The 16,047-nt window shown below is 66.2% G+C and carries 18 protein-coding genes; 8 read left to right on the top strand and 10 right to left on the bottom strand.

The genetic code is table 11. From position 1 onward, the window contains the following. Positions 1-17: 17 nt before the first annotated feature. From fabF to BLS55_RS07635, 10 genes are all read right to left on the bottom strand, one after another. Positions 18-1,265: a beta-ketoacyl-ACP synthase II gene (fabF, locus tag BLS55_RS07680; protein WP_092154002.1), complete on the bottom strand. Its 1,248-nt coding sequence runs from the start codon at positions 1,263-1,265 to the stop codon at positions 18-20. 232 nt (positions 1,266-1,497) lie between these two features. After that, the gene (gene acpP / locus BLS55_RS07675; protein ID WP_092154000.1) at positions 1,498-1,731 is read right to left on the bottom strand and encodes an acyl carrier protein; all 234 of its coding nucleotides are present in this window, start codon (positions 1,729-1,731) and stop codon (positions 1,498-1,500) included. Positions 1,732-1,815: 84 nt separating this feature from the next. Then, a complete protein-coding gene (gene fabG, locus BLS55_RS07670; RefSeq protein WP_092153998.1) occupies positions 1,816-2,580 on the bottom strand; it encodes a 3-oxoacyl-[acyl-carrier-protein] reductase in 765 nt (254 codons plus the stop codon). Between the two features lie 195 nt (positions 2,581-2,775). After that, the gene (locus BLS55_RS07665) at positions 2,776-3,762 is read right to left on the bottom strand and encodes a beta-ketoacyl-ACP synthase III (protein ID WP_092153997.1); all 987 of its coding nucleotides are present in this window, start codon (positions 3,760-3,762) and stop codon (positions 2,776-2,778) included. A gap of 14 nt (positions 3,763-3,776) precedes the next feature. Further along, entirely contained in the window at positions 3,777-4,811 is a 1,035-nt protein-coding gene (gene plsX, locus BLS55_RS07660; RefSeq protein ID WP_092153995.1) for a phosphate acyltransferase PlsX, read from the bottom strand. Beyond that, on the bottom strand, positions 4,811-4,993 hold the full coding sequence (rpmF, locus tag BLS55_RS07655) for a 50S ribosomal protein L32 (RefSeq protein ID WP_092153993.1): 183 nt from the start codon (positions 4,991-4,993) through the stop codon (positions 4,811-4,813). The genes plsX and rpmF overlap by 1 nt, the downstream gene beginning before the upstream one ends. 108 nt (positions 4,994-5,101) lie before the next feature. Further along, a complete protein-coding gene (locus tag BLS55_RS07650; protein ID WP_092153992.1) occupies positions 5,102-5,662 on the bottom strand; it encodes a YceD family protein in 561 nt (186 codons plus the stop codon). Positions 5,663-5,721: 59 nt separating this feature from the next. Then, complete coding sequence (locus BLS55_RS07645) at positions 5,722-6,360, bottom strand: LysE family translocator (protein ID WP_092153990.1); 639 nt, start codon at positions 6,358-6,360, stop codon at positions 5,722-5,724. Continuing rightward, positions 6,354-6,632 carry a GIY-YIG nuclease family protein gene (locus BLS55_RS07640; RefSeq protein WP_092153988.1) on the bottom strand — a complete coding sequence of 93 codons (279 nt, stop codon included), beginning with the start codon at positions 6,630-6,632 and terminating at the stop codon, positions 6,354-6,356. The genes BLS55_RS07645 and BLS55_RS07640 overlap by 7 nt, the downstream gene beginning before the upstream one ends. Positions 6,633-6,694: 62 nt before the next feature. Further along, complete coding sequence (locus BLS55_RS07635; protein WP_257243176.1) at positions 6,695-7,201, bottom strand: hypothetical protein; 507 nt, start codon at positions 7,199-7,201, stop codon at positions 6,695-6,697. A 216-nt stretch (positions 7,202-7,417) separates the two neighbouring features. Here BLS55_RS07635 and BLS55_RS07630 point away from each other — a divergent pair, with 216 nt between their 5' ends. The 8 genes from BLS55_RS07630 (at position 7,418) to cas2 (ending at position 15,750) form a co-directional block, all read left to right on the top strand. After that, positions 7,418-8,077 carry a tetratricopeptide repeat protein gene (locus BLS55_RS07630; RefSeq protein WP_092153987.1) on the top strand — a complete coding sequence of 220 codons (660 nt, stop codon included), beginning with the start codon at positions 7,418-7,420 and terminating at the stop codon, positions 8,075-8,077. 183 nt (positions 8,078-8,260) lie between these two features. Further along, positions 8,261-10,468, top strand: coding sequence for a CRISPR-associated helicase/endonuclease Cas3 (locus tag BLS55_RS07625; protein ID WP_092153985.1), 2,208 nt, complete (start codon positions 8,261-8,263; stop codon positions 10,466-10,468). Between the two features lie 29 nt (positions 10,469-10,497). Further along, positions 10,498-11,148: a type I-C CRISPR-associated protein Cas5c gene (gene cas5c / locus BLS55_RS07620; protein WP_092153983.1), complete on the top strand. Its 651-nt coding sequence runs from the start codon at positions 10,498-10,500 to the stop codon at positions 11,146-11,148. Beyond that, positions 11,145-12,893, top strand: a complete 1,749-nt coding sequence (gene cas8c / locus BLS55_RS07615) for a type I-C CRISPR-associated protein Cas8c/Csd1 (protein WP_092153981.1) — start codon at positions 11,145-11,147, stop codon at positions 12,891-12,893. Before cas5c ends, cas8c begins: the two co-directional genes overlap by 4 nt. A gap of 3 nt (positions 12,894-12,896) precedes the next feature. Further along, positions 12,897-13,775, top strand: a complete 879-nt coding sequence (gene cas7c / locus BLS55_RS07610; RefSeq protein WP_092153979.1) for a type I-C CRISPR-associated protein Cas7/Csd2 — start codon at positions 12,897-12,899, stop codon at positions 13,773-13,775. A 12-nt stretch (positions 13,776-13,787) separates the two neighbouring features. Beyond that, a complete protein-coding gene (cas4, locus tag BLS55_RS07605; RefSeq protein WP_092153977.1) occupies positions 13,788-14,426 on the top strand; it encodes a CRISPR-associated protein Cas4 in 639 nt (212 codons plus the stop codon). Continuing rightward, on the top strand, positions 14,423-15,454 hold the full coding sequence (cas1c, locus tag BLS55_RS07600) for a type I-C CRISPR-associated endonuclease Cas1c (protein WP_092153975.1): 1,032 nt from the start codon (positions 14,423-14,425) through the stop codon (positions 15,452-15,454). Before cas4 ends, cas1c begins: the two co-directional genes overlap by 4 nt. Positions 15,455-15,456: 2 nt before the next feature. Beyond that, the gene (gene cas2, locus BLS55_RS07595) at positions 15,457-15,750 is read left to right on the top strand and encodes a CRISPR-associated endonuclease Cas2 (protein WP_092153974.1); all 294 of its coding nucleotides are present in this window, start codon (positions 15,457-15,459) and stop codon (positions 15,748-15,750) included. The last annotated feature ends 297 nt before the right edge of the window (positions 15,751-16,047 follow it).

The raw sequence follows: 16,047 nt of genomic DNA, 5'->3' as shown, positions 1-16,047 counted from the left end.
TCAAAGGGCGCGGGGCCCTAGCCTTCCCATTTTTTGAAAATGACGCTGGCGTTGGTGCCGCCGAAGCCGAAAGAGTTGCACATGGCGTAGCCGCAGGCCCGGCGCTCGGAGCCGCCCGCCAGGTAGTCCAGATCGCATTCCGGGTCGGGGTTTTCCAAGTTGATGGTGCCGGGAAGCACCCCGTCGCGCAGGGCCAGGGCCGTGAATACGGATTCAATGCCGCCCGCCGCGCCCAGCAGGTGCCCGGTCATGGATTTGGTGGCGGAAATTTTGAGCTTGGGCGCGTGCGCGCCGAAGACCAGCTTGATGGCGCGGGTTTCGGTTTTGTCGTTGAGCATGGTGGAGGTGGCGTGGGCGTTGATGTGCTCCACGGCATCGGGCGGGATGCCCGCGTCTTTGAGGGCGTTTTGCATGGCCCGGGCCATGCCCATGCCGTCCTCACAGGGGGCGGTCATGTGGTAGGCGTCGCCGGAAGCGCCGTAGCCCACCATTTCCGCGTAGATTTTAGCCCCGCGGGCCTGGGCGGACTCCAGCGATTCCAGGAGCAGCAGCCCCGCGCCCTCGCCGATGACAAAGCCGTCGCGCCTGGCGTCAAAGGGCCGGGAGGCGCGGGCTGGCTCGTCGTTGAACTGGGTGGAAAGGGCCTTGAGGGCCGTAAAGCCCGCCACGCCCAGGGGCGTGACCGTGGCCTCCACCCCGCCGGAAATAACCGCCGTGACCCGCCCCAGGCGGATGGCGTCAAAAGAGGTGCCCAGCGCGTGGATGGCCGAGGCGCAGGCCGTGGTGGTGACGATGTTGGGCCCCTTGGCCCCGGTGAAAATAGAAATCTGCCCCGGGCCCATATTGGAAATGAGCATGGGGATCATGAAGGGCGAAATTTTGTTGGGCCCGGACTGCAGCAGCTTGGCGTGGTAGGTCTCCAGCGTGTGCAGACCGCCCAGGCCGATGCCCAGGATGACGCCCGTATCGTAGGCGTTGGCCTCGGTAACGGCAAAGTCCGCGTCTTTAAGGAGCATCTGGGCTGAAACCACCGCAAACTGGGTGAAGCGGTCCATGCGCCGGGCCTGCTTCATGGGGATGTGGTCTTCGGGCACAAAGTTTTTTACTTCGCCGGCAATGCGGGCATCGTAGGCCGAAGCGTCAAAAAGGGTGATGGGCGCAATGCCCGACTCGCCGGCGAGCAGCTTTTTCCAGGTGCTTTCCATATCATTGGCGAGGGGCGTAACGCCGCCAACGCCGGTGATCACTACGCGGGGACGGGTCATGCATGCTCCTTTGAAGGCGGGGGGACGCGGCGTCCCCCCGCTGCGGCTGTCATGGGAATTCAGGGCGTGCGCTGCGCGGTGCAGCCGCCCGTTGCGGCGAAAGCGCGGCTCCGGCGGGGCCGTGGCAGCGCTGCGGCGTGCGGCGTTCCGGTGGGGCGCGCCCTGTAGCTGCGGGACGGCTGCCGGGCGGCGGGCCGCAGGCCGGCGCCGGATGCCCCCCGGCGCGCCGCCGCTATTGCTTGTTTTCGATGTAGCTGATGGCGTCCTGCACCTTCAGAATCTTCTGGGCGTCGTCGTCGGCGATTTCAATGTCAAATTCCTCTTCCATAGCCATGATCAGCTCGGTAAGATCCAGGGAATCCGCGCCCAGGTCTTCCACAAAGGAGGCTTCGGGCTTCACTTCCTCGGCGCTTACGCCCAGTTGATCCACAATGATTTTTTTCACTTTTTCAGCGACGTCAGACATGGTATCCTCCAGCAATAAAGTAGTGGTCTCTCTCTACGTTGGCCCGGCGCGGGGCCGGGCGGGGTCTTCGTGGCGCGGGCCCGGTCAGCAGTACATGCCGCCGTTGACGCCCAGCACCTGTCCGGTGATGTAGGCGGCTTTGTCCGAGGCCAGAAAGGCCACGGCCTCGGCCACGTCCTCGGCGCGGCCCATGCGGCGCAGAGGGATGGCCTCCACATACTGGGCGCGCACTTCGTCGGTCAGGACCGCGGTCATGTCCGTCTCAATGAAGCCGGGGGCCACGGCGTTGACCGTGATCTGCCTGGCGGCCAGCTCCTTGGCGCAGGATTTGGTCAGCCCCAGCAGGGCCGCCTTGGCGGCGGCGTAGTTGACCTGCCCGGCGTTGCCCATCTGCCCCACCACAGAAGAAATGTTGACGATCCGGCCCCGGCGGGCCTGGCTCATGATTTTGGCCGCCTCGCGCGTGCAGAGAAACGCGCCGCGCAGGTTCACGGTGAGCACGCGGTCGAAATCCTCGTCCTTCATGCGCACCAGAAAGCCGTCCTTGGTGATGCCCGCGTTGTTGACCAGTACGGCCAGGTTCACCTTGTCTTTGATTTCCGCGGCGAAAAAGGCGGTCACAGCGGCCCCGTCGCTCACGTCCAGGCCAAAGGCCCGGGCGCTGCCGCCCTGGGCGCGGATTTCTTCCACGGTTTTTTCCGCCTCTTCCGGGCGGCTCACATAGGTGAGGTAGACCTGAAAGCCCTCTCTGGCCAGGGTTCTGGCGATGGCCCGGCCAATGCCGCGCGAGCCGCCGGTCACCAGGGCCGTGGGCGCGTCGTTGGGGGAGGGGCATTGCGCGCTTGTCATGCTGTGCCTGCCTTTGGTCTGCGGCGTGCGGCCACGCCGGTTGGGGCCTGCGGCGCGGGAAGGCGGTGGCGACCCGGCCGCGCGGGGAAAAACGGACGGCGTAAGGCCGCCCTGGAAGGGCGCGGCAAAGGCCTTGCCATGCCCATGCCGGCTGCGCCCGCAGAAAATATCGTCGCGCCCGCGGCGCGACAGCGCTTAAAACCGCAGCAGGGCGGCGCCCCAGGTCAGCCCCGCGCCGAAGGCCGTGGCCAGCACCCGGCAGCCCGGCTTGATGCGCCCCTGGGCGCGGGCCTCGGCAATGGCCAGCGGAATGGAGGCTGAGGAGGTGTTGCCGTATTTGTCCACATTGACGAAGACGCGCTCGCCCGTGATGCCCAGGCGGCCGCCCACGGCCTCAATGATCCGCAGGTTGGCCTGGTGGGGCACCAGCAGGTCCACATCTTTGGCCGTGAGGCCGTTTTTGGCCAGTACGTCCTCGCAGACCTGCACCATGCTGCGCACGGCGTGCTTGTAAGTTTCGCGTCCCTGCATGCGGATAAAGAAATCTTCGCCCACGGGGTCGCCCAGGCCGTAGCGGCTGGAGGTGCCGCCGCCCACCACGATGAGGTCGCGCTGGCGGCCGTCGCTCAGGCAGAGCACGTCTTCAAGCCCGGCCAGTACGTTGGCCGATCCCGTGCTGACCACGCAGGCCGTGGCCGCGTCGCCGAAGAGCACGCAGGTGGTGCGGTCCGCCCAGTTGACCCGGCGGGTCAGGGCCTCGGTGCAGATAAAAAGAATTCTGGCTTCATGATCCTGGGCCAGGAGGGAGCGGCAGAGGGAAAGGCCGTACAGAAAGCCGGAGCAGGCGGCGCTGAAGTCAAAGGCCATGACCGGCCCTGTGCCCAGCTGACCCGCCACGATGCAGGCCACCGAAGGGGAGAGCACGTCCGGCGTGCAGGTGGCGGTGACCACATGGGTGAGCTCCTCCGGCAGGAGGGCCGCGTCCTCAAGCGCGCCGCGCGCCGCGCGCAGGCCCAGGTCCGAGGCGTTGTCCGCCGCGTCCAGCCGGTGGCGCTGCCGGATGCCCGTCCGGGAGACGATCCACTCGTCGTTGGTGTCCACCACGGCGGCCAGGTCGTCGTTGGTCAGAACCGTATCGGGAGCGTAGGCGTGCAGGGCAAGCAGATGGCAAAAAGGATTCATGGGTGTACCGTGGGTTAGATGGCGCGGGAGAAGCGGGTGAGCTCCTCGTTGGCCAGGATGGTTTCGGCCAGGCGAAGGTTGGTGCCTTTGCGCACGAAGGTGCCGCTCATGCGGACGGCGTTGGTCATGGCTCGCGCGCTGGAGCGCCCGTGGCAGACGATGGCCAGACCTTGCAGCCCCAGGAGCGGCGCGCCGCCGTATTCGGCGTAGTCCACCGTGCGGGCAAAACGCCGGAAGGCCCCCCGGGCCAGCATGCCGCCCAGGGCGGGCAGCAGGCCGGAGGTAAAGACCTTTTTGAGCATGCGCACCAGCGAGGCGGCAAGGCCTTCGCTCATTTTGACCACCACATTGCCCACAAAGCCGTCGCAGATCACCACGTCTAGGTCGCCGGTAAAAATGTCCCGTCCTTCGGCGTTGCCCACGAAGTTGAGGTTCTGCGCCATTTTCAGGAGCTCGTAGGCTTCCTTAACCTGACTGTTGCCCTTGCCTTCTTCCTCGCCGATGCTCAGCAGGCTTACCCGCGGGGCGGCATAGCCCAGCAGGTCGCGGGCAAAAGCGTCGCCCATGAGGCCGAACTGAAACAGGTGGTAGGGGCGGCAATCCACGTTGGCGCCCACGTCCAGCACCACCACGGGGTTCTTCTCCGTTGGCAGCAGGGCCGCCAGGGCCGGGCGTTCCACCCCGGCGAGCCGGCCCATGATGAACATGCCGCAGGCCACCGTGGCCCCGGAATGCCCGGCGCTGACCACGGCGTCGGCCGCGCCGTCCTTGACCAGGCGGCAGGCTACCTGGATGGAGGCGTTTTTTTTGCGCCGCAGGATGTCCGAGGGGCGCTCGTTCATGTGCACCACGTCATCGGCCTGCACGATGTCGAAATGCACGTTGGCGAGGTCGAGCTTGTCCAGCTCGGCCTCCACCTTGGGGGTATCCCCCACGAGTTGCACGTGCAGGTCGTGCAGCCTGGCGGCCTCAATGGCCCCGGGCACCACCACGGCGGGGCCGAAATCCCCCCCCATGGCGTCCACGGCGATGACGGGGCGCTCGTTCATTATGCGTTGTCGTTGCCGGCAACCACCTTGCGCCCTTTGTATTCGCCGCAATTGGGGCAAACGCTGTGGGGCAGGGTGGGTTCGCCGCAGGTGCAGTAGATGACGGCGGGCACGGCCACGCGGTCGTGAGAGCGGCGCATCCCTTTGCGGGAACGGGATTTTTTATTTTGCTGAACGGCCATGAGGGTCTCCTTTTCCGTACAGACGGAAGGCTTGGGCTGGCTGCGTAAAGGGGCGGGATAACGCCCGCCCGCAAGACACAGCAGGTTACGCAAAACTTGGGCGGATGTCTACTTCCCGCGCCGGACAAGCCCGCGCAGCACCGCCAGGCGCGGGTCGCCTTCTTCGGGCGGGCAGGCGCAGGGGCCGGCATTGAGGTTGGCCCCGCAACGGGCGCAGAGGCCCTTGCAGTCTTCACGGCAGAGGGGCGTGGAAGGCAGGGCCAGCACAAATTCTTCCCAGCACACGGCGGCCAGATCCAGCAAAGGCGCGCCGCGCTCAAAAATCAGGCGCTCCCCCACGGGGGCGGCTTCCTGCGCGCCGTGGCGTCCGGCAGCCTCCGGCTCTGGTTCCTCCGGCCGGCTTTCAAATTCCTCAAAGCGGGCGGCCACGGGGATCACGGCGTCTTCAGCGCAACGGCTGCAGGGCAGGACCACCTCGCCCTCCAGGCTGCCGCGCACCAGCCAGCCGTCCTCCACAGGCGTTACGGAAACCGTGGCGCGCAAGGGTTTGCGCACCCGGCAATCCATATGGAACTCCTTAAGGGGTTCCTGCCAGACGGTGGGGTCGTCCAGCACAAATTCCTTGCCCTCGGGGGGCAGGTCGGCGAGTCCGATGCGGTAGTTTTGCATGCTGTCCTCTGAAAGTTGATTCCCATACGCCCGGCGTGCGGGGATGTCAAGGCGGGCGTTCAGGCGCCGCGGCCGGTAAAAAGCAGCAGGAGGGCCAGCCCGGCAAAGACTGTCCCGGCCGCCCGGTGGATGCACATCTGCCCGCGCGGCGAGCGGTTGAACCAAAGGGCCAGGCGGCCGCCCAGGGCGGCCACAGCGCAGAATACCACTACCGTGGCCAGCATGAACAGGCCGCCCAGCTGCAGCACCTGCAGGGCCGCGCTGCCCCGCGCGGGGTCGCAGAACTGCGGCAGAAACGCCAGAAAAAAGAGGGATACCTTGGGGTTGGTCACGTTCATGACAATGCCGCGCCGGTACAGGGCCGCGTAGCCGGGAAAGGGCGGCTTTTCGTCCGGGGTCAGGGCCAGGGCCGCGCCCGCGCGGAACGAGAGCCAGGCCAGGCGCAGCAGATAGAGCGCGCCCGCGGCCTTGAGCAGGGTAAAGGCCAGGGGCGAACTCTGGAACAGGGCGGCCACGCCCACGGCCACGGCCGTGGTGTGCACGCAGAGCCCCGTGACCAGCCCGAAGGTGGTGGCCACGCCCGCGCCCGTGCCGTATACGGCGGATTGGGTGAGCACAAAAATGTTGTCAGGCCCTGGGGCCACGCTCAGCAGCAGCGCGGCGGCAAAAAATGCCAGGGCGGTTTCCGGCGTCAGCACGTCCCGGCCCCTTGTTGCAGGAAGGTCCGTTTTTGTCCGCGCGGACGGGCTTTGACCGCCCGCTCCAGGCGCAGAGCAGCGCCCTGGTCGGGGCAGGCGCGGTGCTCCAGCAGGCGCACGGGCCGTCGGCCGCGGGTATAGCGCGCCCCGCCGGGGCAAAGGCCGTTGTGCTGGTCCAGGCGGCGGCGCAGGTTGCGGGTGACGCCGCAGTACAGGGTGCCGTCGGCGCATTCCAGCAGGTAGACGTGCCAGAGAGAAGACTGCGGCATCATACGTCCTTCAGATTCCAGAGAGGATGAAGCGACGGCTGCGGGGCTTGCGCTGGCCTTGGGCATCAGTCAAAGCCGCCCGCCAGCCAGACGGTGATAAGGAACGAAACCGCCCAGTTGCCCAGCCGCCAGACCCAGGGGTTGGGCACATGCCCCGCGGCCATGCGGCGCACCGAGCTCAAGGCCCCCAGCACCGCGCCCACGGTGTGAAAGAATACAAAGCCCAGGCCCGCCAGAAAGCCGAACTGCGCCAGACAGACCAGGAACAGGGCAAAGGTGATGCAGGGGGCCAGGCAGGCGTTGTCTTCCTGGCGGCCGAAGGTCCAGAGGCGGGCAAAGCCGTTGCCGCCGTTGCCGAACGCGGCACGGTAATAAAAGCGCTCTTCCTGGTACGGGCCGCCCGCTTCGGCGCGGCGGGCGTCTTCCTGGTTCGCTTCCCCATCCCCGTGCAGCACCTCGGCGTCCACCACCTTGGGGCCCTCCGTGACGGAGCGCCCCTGGCCGCCGGGCAGGGCTTTGCGGCCGGGATTTGCGCCAGGCGCGCGGGGAGGCTGGTGGTCGGACTGGGGCATGGCGTTCTCCTGAAGCGGGCCCGGCGGGCCCGGCTGCAACGTGCGTCTTCCGGTTGTGCCTTGCGCGGGCCGCGGCGTCAAGGCGGGGCGGCCCGCAGGGGCCGGGTCTTTGTCCGCGTCCGGGGTTTTCGGCGCGGGGCGCTTGCCAAGCGGCAGGGAGCACACTATCGTGGGCCGCACGGGGGCATTCCTCCCCGTCATACCAAGGAGTTTGCCATGAAACGATCCATCCCGGCGCTTTTGGCGGCCGTGGTCCTGGCCTGGGGCCTTGCGGCTCCGGCCTTGGCCGCGGACGCGGCGCAGACCTTGCAGGAAGCCTGGACGGCCTACAACATAGGACAATATAAGAAGGTGATCCAGATGGTGCAGCCCCTGGCCTCGGACGGCAACCCCAGGGCGCAGGTGCTGCTGGGCCGTTGCTACGAAAACGGCCTGGGCGTGGACCAGGATCTGGCCACGGCGGCCAAGTGGTTCCGGCTGGCTGCGGACCAGAACGACGCCGAGGCCCAGGTGCTGCTGGCCTATCAGTACGAGCTGGGCGTGGGCCTGCCCCGCAACGAGGCCGCCGTGGCGGACCTGATGCGCCGCGCGGCCGACAACGGCAATGCCGAGGCCCGCTTCAATCTGGCCCTCTACTGCAGCCAGGGCAAGTATGGCTTCCCCAAAGATCCGCAGGAGAGCTTCCGCTGGGCCAAGCTGGCGGCGGACCAGGGCTTTGCCCAGGCCCAGCGCTATGTGGGGGCCTGCTACGAATACGGCGTAGGCGCACCGCAGGACGCGGCCGAGGCCACCCTGTGGTACAGCAAAGCTGCGGCCCAGGGGCTGGAGCGCGAGGGCAACATCTTTACTACCAAGCGCGAGTATACCATGCCGTAAGCGCAGCGCGCCCTTTTCGCACTGCCTGCCGCCCGGCGGGCGCGACGGCCCATTCCGGCCCCGCGTCCGGCGGGCGGTTTTGCGTCCGGCACGGCTTGCGTTGGGTGCAGCAACGGTATATGCAAATAAATATACGTTATAAGCAATGCGCCTCCTGCGCATGGAGGCCAGAAGGAGGCTTTCGTGCTGTACGCCCATACGCTGGAAGATTGCCCGCCGGAGCGCTGGCAGCCCCTGGCCGAGCACCTGCAGGGCGTGGCGGACAAGGCTGCGGCCTACGCCGCCGCCTTCGGCGCGGCGGACTGGGGCCGCCAGTGCGGGCTTGACCACGATGCGGGCAAAGCCCTGCCCGATTTTCAGCAGCGGCTTGCGGGCACGCTGCGCCGCCGGGTGGACCACAAGGGCCCCGGCGCGCGCTGGCTGCGGGAAAACGGCGGCGCGCCTGGCCTTCTGCTGGCCTATTGTGTGGCCGGACACCACGGCGGGTTGCCGGATTTTTGCAGCAACGGCCGGGACGGCGCGGTCTCCTTGGGGCAACTGTGCGCCCAGGCCTCATCCCTGCCGCCGGAAGCCACGCCGGATGCCGCCGCCGTGCGCGCCTTGCGGCCGCCTTTTACGCCCACGCCTTTCGGTTTGAGCTTTTTTACGCGCATGCTGTTTTCTGCCCTGGTGGATGCGGATTATACGGATACCGAAGCCTTTGCCCAGCCGGAAACGGCGGCGGAGCGGCAAGAGGCCGCCAGCGCCGCGCCCGGTCTGGAGGTTCTTGCGGCCGCTCTGGACCGCCATTGCGCGGGGTTCAGCGCCTTGGGCCGGGTGAACGCCTGGCGGGCCGCCGTGCTGGAAGGCTGCCGTCAGGGTGCGGCGCTGGCGCCCGGTCTGTTCAGCCTCACGGTGCCCACGGGCGGCGGCAAAACGCTCTCGTCCATGAGCTTCGCCCTGCGGCACGCCTTGGCCCACGGCCTGCGGCGGGTGGTCTACGTCATCCCCTATACGTCCATTATTGAACAGAACGCCAAAGTTTTTCGGGATATTTTCCCGGAGGGCGCGGTTATTGAACACCACAGCAACTTTGACCCGCGCGTTCTTGCGCCTGGCGCGGCCGCGGACGTGGTGGGGGAGAGCCGCGCCGCCCGCCGGCACCGCCTGGCCTGCGAAAACTGGGACGCGCCCGTGGTGGTGACCACCAATGCGCAGTTCTTTGAGTCCTTGTTCGCGGCCAGGCCCTCGCGCTGCCGCAAACTGCACAATCTGGCGCGCGCGGTCATTGTGCTGGACGAGGCGCAGATGCTGCCTGTGGAGTATCTTGCCCCTTGCCTGCGCGTGCTGGAAGAGCTGACCAGCCATTACGGGTGCAGCGTGGTGTTCTGTACGGCCACCCAGCCAGCCCTGGGCTATGACGCCGCCGAGTTCGCACAGGGCCTGCGGGGGGCGGTGCGCGAGCTGGCCCCGGATCCGGCCCGCCTGCAGCAGGAGCTGGCCCGCACCCGTCTGGAAGTGCCGGACGAACCCTTGAGCCTGGAAGCCCTGGCCGCACGTCTGCGGCGGAAGCGCCAGGCTTTGTGCATCGTCAACACCCGGCAGCGGGCGGCGGACCTCTTCGGTCTGCTGCAGGACCAGCCTGGCGCGCGCCACCTGAGCGCCCTCATGTGTCCGGCCCACCGCTCCCGCGTGCTGGAGGAGATCCGCCGCACGCTGCGGGAGGGCGCGCCCTGCCTGACCGTCGCCACTCAACTGGTGGAGGCGGGGGTGGACGTTTCCTTCCCCGAAGTCTTCCGCGAACTGGCCGGGCTGGATTCTCTGGTTCAGGCGGCCGGGCGCTGCAACCGCGAAGGGGAATATGCCGGGCGCGTGCCCGTGACCGTCTTTATGCCGGAAGGTGGCGTGCCCAAGGCCTTCCGACACGCGGCGGAAAGCGCCCGCCGGGTGCTGCGCCATTTTGCGGACCCCTTCAGCCCTGCGGCCCTGCACGAGTATTTCCGCGAAGTGTACTGGAGAAGGGCGGACGCGCTGGACAGCAAGTCTATTCTTGGCCTGTTTTCCAGCCCCACAGGGGAGTGGGCCTTCCGCAGCGCGGCGGAGGCCTTTCGGCTTATTGAAAACGCCATGCTGCCTATTGTTGTTCCCTACGACGACACGGCCCGCGCGCTGCTGGACGCCCTGCCGTTTGCGGCGCATCCCCGCGGCATTTTACGGCAGTTACAGCAGTACACAGTGCAGGTCTATGAGGGGCAGTTCCAGGCCCTGGACCTGCGCGGCGCGCTGGAACGGCCGGAAGTGACGCAGGGCGAAGGCGCGGGCGGCTATGCTGTACTGACGGACATGAGCCTGTATGACGAGCGCCTGGGCCTTGTCTGCCAAGCGCCTGCGGCGGAAGATTTTATTTTCTGATCTGACCTTTTCAGCAAGGAGGTCTGCCTGTGCAAGGTGTGCGATTGCGGGTCTGGGGCGATTACGCCTGCTTTACCCGCCCGGAAATGAAGGCGGAGCGCGTAAGTTACGACGTCATGACGCCCTCCGCCGCCCGTGGCGTCCTGGAAGCAGTGTACTGGAAGCCCAGCATCCGCTGGGTGGTGGACAAAATCCATGTGCTGCGGCCCATTGTTTTTGACAACGTGCGGCGCAACGAGGTGGCCGACAAAATCCCCGTCAAGGGCAAGACGGGCGTGGCCGCCGCCATGAAAGACGGCGTCACGCCTCTGCGGCTTTTTGTGGAGGAAAGCCGCCAGCAGCGGGCGGCCCTGGTGCTGCGGCATGTGGACTACGTCATTGAGGCCCACTTCGCCTACACTGGGGCGGAGGACCATAACGACGGCAAACACCTGGACATTTTCAACCGCCGGGCGGCCAGGGGACAGTGCTTCCACCGGCCCTATCTGGGCTGCCGGGAATTTGCCGCCTTTTTCGCCCCGGTGGAAGGAGAGATTCCCGCTTCGGCCCTCGCGGGAGAGCTGGACCTGGGGCTCATGCTCTATGACCTGGACTACACGGCGGACATGAGCCCGCGCTTTTTCCGCGCGCGGCTGCGGGACGGCGTGCTGGACTGCCGGGAAGGGGGGAACGGCGCATGATTCTGCAGGCTCTTAACAACTACTATGAACGTCTGGCCGCCGACCCGGAGGCGGATATCTCGCCCTACGGCTTTGGCATGCAGGGGGTGCAGTTCTGCCTGACGCTGGGCCCCGACGGCGGCCTGGTCGCCGTGGACGACCTGCGCGACGCCAAGGGCAAGGCCAAAATACTGCGCGTGCCGGGGCCCGTGAAGCGGTCTGCCAACGTGCGGGCCAACTTCGCCTGGGACACTACGGGCTATGTGTTGGGCGCGGACGCCAAGGGCAAGGCGAAACGCACTGCGGAGACGCATGCCGCCTTCAAAACGCTGGCCCACGAGCTGCTGGATGCCGTGGACGATCAGGGGGCCGTGGCCCTGCTGCATTTTCTGGATGCCTGGAATCCGGAACAGGCCGCCGCCCTGCCGCATTGGCAGGAAATGGAGGGCTGGAACGTGGTTTTCCGTCTGGATGGGGAGCGGCGTTTTCTGCACGACCGCCCGGCCCTTCAGAAGGCTTGGCTTGAATATCTGGCGGCCAACAGCGCAGGAGAGCGGGGCATGTGCCTGGTCACCGGCGAGAAAAACGCGCCCATACCCCTCATTCATCCGCCCCTTAAAGGCGTGGTTGGGGCGCAGCCCACCGGCGCGGCCCTGGTATCCTTCAACATCGCCGCCTTCACGTCGTTTGGCAAGGAGCAGAACCGCAACGCTCCCGTGGGGGAACAGGCGGCCTTTGCCTACACCACGGCTCTCAACCATTTGCTGGCCGCAAACAGCCGCCGCAAGGTTGTCATCGGCGGCACCACGGTGGTCTTCTGGTCCGCGGCTCCGGCGGCGGAAGGGCTGTTCAACATGAGCATGGGGGGCAAGGCCGAAGACCCCGGCCTGGTCCTGCGGCTGCAAGGCTATCTCAGCGCTGTGGCCCAGGGCCGCTGCCCGGAAGAGCTGGGCGATCCCGCCACCGGCTTTTTTGTGCTGGGCCTTTCCGGCAATGCGGCCCGGGTGGCCGTGCGCTTCTGGCAGCGGAATACGGTGGGCGGCATGGCCGCCAGCCTGGCGGCCCACTATCAGGCCCTGGCCCTGCGCCGCAGCTTTGATAATCAGCCGCAATTTCCCAGCCCCTGGCAGCTGCTGCGGGAGCTGGCCCCCCTGCAGGACTCCAAAAACATCTCTCCCCTGCTGGCCGGGCAACTGCTGCGGGCCATTGTGGGCAACCTGCCCTATCCCCGCACGCTGCTTACCGCCGCCATAGAGCGCATCCGGGCGGACAGGAACGTCAACTATCTTCGGGCGGCCCTGCTCAAGGCCTGGCTCACCCGCAACGCACAAAAGGAGATCCCCATGAGTCTGGATACCGGCATCACGGATGTGGGCTATCGTCTGGGCCGCCTGTTCGCCCTGGTGGAGCGCATTCAGGAAAACGCCGTGCCCGGCGTCAACGCCACGGTGCGCGACCGCTTTTTCGGGGCGGCCTCGGCCACGCCCGCCCGCGCCTTCCCCATAATTCTGCGTAACGCCCAGCACGGACTGGCAAAAATCCGCAAGGAGGAGGCGGGGAAAGCCATCAACCTGGAAAAATCCCTGCAGGAAATTCTGGGCGGCCTGGACGCCGCCCAAGGCGGCTTTCCCGCCGCGCTCAGGCTGGAGGAGCAGGGCATGTTCATTTTGGGCTATTATCAGCAACGCCAAGCCGTTTTTACGAAAAAAGAACCCGCCGCATCCGAAAATAACGCCGCCGCGCCCGAAGCGCAGAAGGAGGACTAAGCCATGGCCGCCATTAGCAACCGCTACGATTTCGTCTACCTGTTTGATGTGGAAAACGGCAACCCCAACGGCGACCCGGACGCGGGCAATACCCCGCGCCTGGATCCGGAAACGGGCTTCGGCCTGGTGACGGACGTCTGCCTTAAGCGCAAGGTGCGCAATTTTGTGGAAATCGCCAAGGCCGGACAGCCGGGCTATAACATCTATGTGGCGGAGCGGGCCGTGCTCTCCCAATCGCGCGCTCCCGCCTATGAAAGCCCTGAAGCCAAAGCCTGCACAAAGGAACCTGACAAAATTGACGCTGCCCGGCGCTGGATGTGCGCCAATTTTTATGACGTGCGCGCCTTCGGCGCAGTCATGTCCACTAAGCTCAACAATTGCGGCCAGGTGCGCGGCCCGGTGCAGCTCACCTTTGCCCGCAGCGTGGAGGCCGTGGTGCCCGTGGAAGTGAGCATTACCCGCGTGGCCGTGGAAACGGAAAAAGAATCCGAAAAGCAGTCCGGCGGCAACCGCACCATGGGCAACAAACACATCCTGCCTTACGCCCTGTACTGCGCCCACGGCTTTATCTCCCCCCATCTGGCGCAAGGGGACAAGGGCACGGGCTTTTCCGACGACGACCTGGAGATCTTCTGGCAGGCGCTGGAGAAGATGTTTGATCTGGACCACTCGGCGGCGCGCGGTCTGATGAGCGCCCGCAAACTTATTGTCTTCAAGCATGAGGATGCGCTGGGCAACGCCCCGGCGCACGCGCTGTTCGACGCCGTGCGCGTGGTCCGCCAGGGCGACGGAACCACTCCGGCCCGGTCTTTCGGTGACTATGCCGTAAGCGTGGATGCGGCCGCCGTGCCCGCCGGGGTCAGCGTTGTGGAGCGGCTGTAAGGGGAGGGCATTGTGGACGACCTCCTGCCCTTGTCCGCCCTGCAGCACTATCTGTACTGCCCGCGCCAGTGCGCGCTCATCCATCTGGAAGGGGTCTGGGAGGAAAATCGCTTTACGGCTGAGGGCCGCCTGCTGCACCGTCGCGTGGACGCCGGATCTTCCGGCGCGCGCGATGGTGTGGCGGAAGACCGCAGCGTGCCGGTCAGGAGCGAACGGCTGGGCCTCTACGGCATCGCCGATCTGGTGGAGCGGCGCGGGGGAGCCGCGGAGCACGGCGCGCCTGGGGCGGAGACGACGGGTGCGGTTTATCCCGTGGAGTACAAGCGGGGCAGCCCCAAGGTGGAGGACTGGGACCGCGCGCAGCTCTGCGCTCAGGCTTTGTGCCTGGAAGAAATGCTGGGCCGGGACATTCCCGAAGGGGCCATTTTTTACGGGCAGCCGCGTCGGCGGGAGCGGGTGATTTTTGACGCCCGTTTGCGCGCCGCAACGGCGGAAGCCTGCCGGGGTCTGCATGCTCTGCTGGCAGGCGGCCGGATTCCCCCAGGGCGTTATGGCCCGCGTTGCCGGGGCTGTTCGCTTTTGTCCCACTGCATGCCCAAGGCCCCCCGGCAGGGCGTGGAGGCGTATCTTCTCCAGGGGCTTACGTCATGAAAAAACTGTGCAACACGCTCTACATCACCGCACAGGGAACGTATCTTTCCAAGGATGGGGAATGCGTGCTGGTGCGGGGGGAAGACGGCGCAACGCGGCGGTTCCCGCTGCATGTGCTGGATGGCATCGTCTGCTTTGGCAACGTGCTGTGCAGCCCTTTCCTGCTGGGGCACTGCGCTGAGCTGGGGCTGGCCGTTTCTTTTCTTACGGAGCACGGTCGCTTTCTGGCCATGGTGCGCGGGCCGCAGCAGGGCAACGTGCGCTTGCGCAAGGCGCAGTACCGCCAGGCCGACGATCCGACCAGCGCGGCCGCCATGGCGCGGGCCGTGCTGGCGGGCAAGGTGGCCAATACGCGCACGGTGCTGCGTCGGTGTCTGCGGGATCACGGGGAGCGGGTAGACGCGGCGCGCATGGGGGAAGCCCTGCGTCTGCTGGACGCCTGCGCGCAGGAACTGCGCCGTCCTCTTGGTCTGGATCAGGCCAGAGGGGTGGAGGGGCAGGCGGCCAGCGCCTACTTTGGCGTGTTCGACTGTCTGATCCTGCAGAATCGGGAGGAATTCCCCTTTGCCGGGCGCAACCGCCGTCCGCCGCTGGATGCGGTCAACTGCCTGCTGTCGTTTCTTTATACGCTGCTGGCGCACGACATGCGCTCCGCCCTGGAAGGCGTGGGCCTGGATCCGCAGGTGGGTTTTTTGCATCGGGACAGGCCAGGCAGGCCTGGTCTGGCCTTGGATATGATGGAGGAGTTCCGATCTGTGCTGGCGGACCGGCTGGCGCTTTCGCTCATCAATCGGGGCGAGGTGCGCGGCCGGGATTTTGTGCGCAAGGAAAGCGGGGCAGTAGTTATGGACGATGCTGCGCGCAAAACCGTGCTTACCGCCTGGCAGAAGCGCAAACAGCAGGAGGTGACGCATCCTTTTCTGAACGAATCCCTGCCGTTGGGGTTGCTTTTTCACATTCAGGCGCAACTGCTGGCGCGGCATTTGCGCGGCGATCTGGACGGATATCCGCCCTTTTTCTGGAAATAGCCATGCTTGTTCTGGTGAGTTATGACGTGAGTTTTGAAGATCCCGGCGGCAAGCGGCGGTTGCGCCGCATTGCCCGTATCTGCACCAATTACGGCCAGCGCGTGCAGTATTCCGTGTTTGAATGCGTGGTGGACCCGGCCCAGTGGGCGGCATTGCGCGCCCAGTTGCTGGAGGCCTTTGACGCCGCGCAAGACAGCCTGCGGTTCTATTTTCTGGGCAAAAACTGGCAGCGGCGCGTGGAACAGCACGGCGCGGGGAAGAGCTATGATCCGGAAACCGATGCCCTTATTTTTTAGGGCAGGTCACATACAGCCGGCCTTGGCGGTTGCGCAGACGCGCGCCGAAGACCTACGCAGCCGCCGGGCCGAACCTTGAACATCCTTGTCCGCGCTGACCGGATGCTGTAACTCTGTGTATCAGAAAGTTGGAAAAACAGACGTCGCCCCGCGAACCCTGAGCGGTGCAGAAAACGCGCAGGGTTCGCGGGGACCGTCAGCAACGCGCCTAAAGCGGAAAAGGAGGGATGCGTGCGCAAACGCGCTTAAAAAATAGCGGCTAGGGGGCGGACGTTCGCGGTAGCGTGCCCCATAGCC

It is taken from the genome of Desulfovibrio legallii (genome assembly GCF_900102485.1).
Classification (GTDB): Bacteria; Desulfobacterota; Desulfovibrionia; order Desulfovibrionales; family Desulfovibrionaceae; genus Desulfovibrio; species Desulfovibrio legallii_A.
Note: the sequence above shows the minus strand (reverse complement) of the source record. Positions and strands in the feature narration are given on the sequence as shown.